Annotated in this window: 4 protein-coding genes; 2 read left to right on the top strand and 2 right to left on the bottom strand. The window is 66.4% G+C overall.

The features are described from left to right. Nucleotides 1–151: 151 nt before the first annotated feature. A complete protein-coding gene (locus tag Q0743_RS03560; RefSeq protein ID WP_298240216.1) occupies nucleotides 152–421 on the bottom strand; it encodes a BolA family transcriptional regulator in 270 nt (89 codons plus the stop codon). Between the two features lie 106 nt (nucleotides 422–527). Between Q0743_RS03560 and Q0743_RS03555 the strand changes: the two genes are divergently transcribed. Then, nucleotides 528–1,160, top strand: coding sequence for a DnaJ domain-containing protein (locus Q0743_RS03555; RefSeq protein ID WP_298240215.1), 633 nt, complete (start codon nucleotides 528–530; stop codon nucleotides 1,158–1,160). 555 nt (nucleotides 1,161–1,715) lie between these two features. Here Q0743_RS03555 and Q0743_RS03550 read toward each other — a convergent pair. Further along, entirely contained in the window at nucleotides 1,716–2,810 is a 1,095-nt protein-coding gene (locus Q0743_RS03550; RefSeq protein ID WP_298240214.1) for a citrate synthase/methylcitrate synthase, read from the bottom strand. 83 nt (nucleotides 2,811–2,893) lie between these two features. On the opposite strand from Q0743_RS03550, the gene Q0743_RS03545 reads away from it, so the two are divergent. Then, entirely contained in the window at nucleotides 2,894–4,108 is a 1,215-nt protein-coding gene (locus Q0743_RS03545; RefSeq protein ID WP_298240213.1) for a citrate synthase family protein, read from the top strand. The last annotated feature ends 50 nt before the right edge of the window (nucleotides 4,109–4,158 follow it).

Here is a 4,158-nt window from a genome sequence, read left to right as displayed (position 1 = left end):
GGAGGGTCGATCGCGCGTAGCGCGAGCGGGGTGGGGTGATCTCTCCACTCGGGCAGTGCTCAGTGCAGAGAGACCGTCACCCCACCCCGCTACGCATTGCGCTGCGCTTCACGCGTAGCGACCCTCCCCCTCCAGGGGAGGGTAAGCAGCCTCACCCTTCCCCCGGCGCCTTGGCCTGGATCGCCAATGCGTGCACGCTGCCGGAGAGTTCCGCGGCCAGCGCCGCATTTATCATGCGATGGCGGTCGACCCGGCTCTTCCCTTGGAAGGCCTCAGCTACAATATAGACGCGGTAGTGCGTCTCCCCGCCCGGCCGATGGCCGGCATGGCCCTCATGCAAATGTGACTCGTCGACCACTTGCAGGCTTTCCGGCGTGAAAGCTTCCTGCAACTTGTTGCTGATAGTGTCGCGCATAGCCATGTTGTGCCATTCGGGTGCAGAGATCACGCCCCGTTAATTGCCGGGTTTGCGGCGAATTGCAATGTCAAGACTTGAAGGTTTTTGCATTGCGTAGTCAAAGTCAGCCATGCCAATCGATTCATCAAAGTTCTTCGACTCCATCCGCGTGAAGCCGCGGGGCAAGCAGCCGGAAGTGAAGCCGCGCGACACCGCGGTCGGCTGCGAGTGGGCCGGATGCCAGAACAAGGGCGCGCACCGCGCGCCGAAGGGCCGCGATAACCAGCGCGAGTACTGGCACTTCTGCCTCGACCACGTGCGCGAGTACAACCAGAACTACAATTTCTTCTCGGGCATGAACGCCGACGCCGTCGCGCGCTACCAGAAGGACGCGCTGACCGGCCACCGCCCGACCTGGAAGATGGGCGCCAATGGCGGCAAGAAGGGTGCGGAAGCCGAGATCGACATGGCGTCCGATCCGCTCAACATGTTTGCCGAGATCAACGGGCGCACCGGCTGGCGCAAGGGCCCCGAAGCCGCGCCCAAGGCGGAGACGCGCAAGGTGATGAACGCCGAGCGCAAGGCGCTGCAGGTGATGGGCCTCGGTCCCGATTCCACGCTCGCCGACGTCAAGAGCAAGTACAAGGCGCTGGTCAAGCAGCACCACCCCGACGCCAATGGCGGCGACCGCTCGACCGAGGATCGCCTGATCGAGATCATCAAGGCGTATAATTATCTGAAGACGGTGGTGCGGGAGGCCTAAGGCCTCATCAGCTCCCGCGATTGGATGCCGTCCGCCCGAAAGCGGACGGCACCGTCAATGTTACCTGCTCCGGCAAACGCGAACGCGCTTGACGATGCGGCGTCCATGATAGCCGCGCGTGACGACGGTGCGGACGGTACAGACCCTTCGCGGAGCGTAATGATAGCGTGCGTTCACGACGTCCCCGGAAACCGATGCGCTGGGGATGGGGTGAGCCGGCAGCGCATTGGCTGGTGCTGCGAGTGACGAGAGAGCGAGCAGGGTTCCCGCAGCGAGGACGCAAGTGAGCTTCTTCATTATCATTCCTTTTCTTGTTCGCCCCTGAAGAGAGTGGTGTGGGGGGCGAGCATGAATGCGCCGCGAGCCTCCGTGTTCCCTTCGCCGATGAGTCCTTTCGTCGCATGTCGGTTGCGGAGCCTCCGCAAAAACGGTCTCGTAGGGTAGGCAAAGCGCAAGCGTGCCCACGCATTGTTTGCGATAGAGGGACATGGTGGGCACGGCGCAAAGTGCGCCTTTGCCCACCTACGATTTCAGGATTCGTGGAGACATCCGCTCTCAAGCTTGAGGCATTACCCCGACATAGGACGAGCTTGGCCGGATCAGCCGCCCCGTCCGCCGCTGCTCGAGCGCATGCGCGGTCCAGCCTGCGCTACGTGCCACCGCGAAGATCGGCGTGAAGGCCTGCCGCGGAATCGCCAGCGCGTCGAGCAGGATCGCGGTGAAGAACTCCACGTTCGTCTCCAGCGGCCGCTCGGGATTCTTCTTCCGCAGCGCAGCGCGGATATAGGCCTCGACCTCGCCGGCAAACGGCAGGTCGGTGCCGTTGGAGGCGAGCGCCTCGACCGCGGTCTTGAGCACGTCGGCGCGCGGATCGCGCACGCGATAGACGCGATGGCCAAAACCCATCATCCGCTCGCCGCGGGCGAGCGCCGCGTCCACCCACGGCTGGATGCGCTCGCGCGTGCCGATCGCGTCCAGCATTTCCAGCACCGGCTCCGGTGCGCCGCCATGCAGCGGGCCCGTGAGCGCGCAATAGCCCGCGGTGACCGCCGCGAACAGATCGGCCTGTGTCGAGGCCACCACGCGCGCGGTGAAAGTCGAGGCGTTCATGCCGTGGTCGCTGGCGGTGACGAGATAGGCATCGAGCGCGGTGACTTCGCGCGGCGCCGGGGCGCGCCCATGCAGCATGCGGAGCGTGTCGGTGGCATGGCTGACATCGGGATCGGGGGCGACCGGCTCCAACCCCTTGGCGCGCCGGACCAGCGCACCCGCGATGACCGGAAACGCGCCGACGATGGTCGCCTCGTGCTCGAGCCCGTGCTCGGCGCGAAGTCCTGCGACCGCCGCGCGAAACCCGTCGATGACGCCCATGCCGCGTGTGGCCGGCAGCAGGTCGGGCAGGCGCGCGAAGGCGCACTCGCGCGCAAGGCCGAGGTGTGAGCGCACATTGGCTTCGGTGAGGGCGGTCTTGCTGGCGCCGTTCCAGAGCCGGGCGGTGACGCCCTCGAAGCTCGAGACGGCGGCGAGGCGTCCGACGTGCTCGCCGGCAATGATCAATTCGCCGCGCTCGCCATCGACATGGCTCAGCACGGTTTCGGCCGCGGGAACGCCGTCCAGCCCGATCTGGCTTTTGGTGAGGTGGATGTTCATGGCCCAATCTCCCTTGTTGCACTGCAGGAGCGGAAAGGTCGGGCCTCTCGACAGATTGATCAATCTTGATTACATAAATCAATATGAATAATTCCGAGGGTCTCTACCTCTCGGCCCGGGAGGCCGCTGCCGAGCTCGCGATCTCCCCGGCCACGCTCTATGCTTATGTCAGCCGCGGCCTGATCCGCTCCGAGCCGACGCCGGACTCGCGCAAGAACCGCTACCGGGCCGAGGACGTCCGCGCGCTGAAGGAGCGCCGCGTTCCCTCGCCGGAGCCGCGCGGCCTGCGCAGCTTCGATGCCGATCTGCCGGTGATGGACACCGAGATCTCCACCATCACCGAGGAGGGCGCGATCTATCGCGGCGTCAATTGCGTCGATCTTTCCGAGAGCGACACGCTGGAGCACACCGCGACGCTGCTCTGGGATGTCTCCGACGTCGATCCATTCGCGCCCGACAATCAGCCCGCGCTCTCCGAGGAAATGCGCACGATCGCCCAAGCCGCGCGCCGCGCCGCGCCGATCGACCGCGCCATCGCCGTGCTCGCACTGGCCGCGAGCGTCGATCCCAGGGCGTTCACCCGCGCGCCCGATGGCCGCGCCATGGTCGGCGGGCGCATCGTCCGTCTTCTCGTCGCGACCATGCTCAATTCGGAGCCGTCATCCGGGCCGCTGCATCAGCAGATCGCAAGCGCCTGGGCGGCGGACAACAAGCACGCCCCCGATCTGATCCGCCGCGCGCTGGTGCTGCTCGCCGATCACGAGCTGAACGCTTCGACCTTCACCGCGCGCTGCGCAGCCTCGACCGGCCTCAACCTCTACGATGCCGTGATCGCCGGTCTCGCCGCGCTGAAAGGCCCCAAGCATGGCGGCGCCGGCGTGCTGGCTTCGCAGCTCGTGAAGACGCTGATCGATCGCGACGTCGCCCCTGTCGTGCGCGAGCGCGTCGCGCTCGGCGAGCGTTTTGCCGGCTTCGGCCATGGCGTCTACAAGCGCGGCGATCCCCGCGCGCAATCGCTGCTCAACGCGCTGTCGCGCGCCGGCGCGCCGCGCAAGTTCACGCGCGAGGTGCCGGAGCGGATCGCGGAAGCCACCGGCGAGTTCGTCAACATCGACTATGCCCTCGCCGTCCTCGTGCACGCGCTGCGCCTGCCGGCCGGCAGCGAGCTCGCCTTGTTCGCGATGGCCCGCAGCGTCGGCTGGATCGCGCATAGCAGCGAGCAATTGCAGTTCGGGAAATTGATACGGCCGAGGGCGAGGTATGTGGGGCCCGCGCCGGGGAAGAGAACGTCAGCATAGGCCGTAGGCTTCAACCCTCCCCTGGAGGGGGAGGGTCGATCGCGCGCAGC

Source organism: uncultured Bradyrhizobium sp., from assembly GCF_936943645.1.
In the GTDB taxonomy this organism is placed as follows: domain Bacteria; phylum Pseudomonadota; class Alphaproteobacteria; order Rhizobiales; family Xanthobacteraceae; genus Bradyrhizobium.
This window is presented reverse-complemented; position numbering and strand designations above follow the sequence as displayed.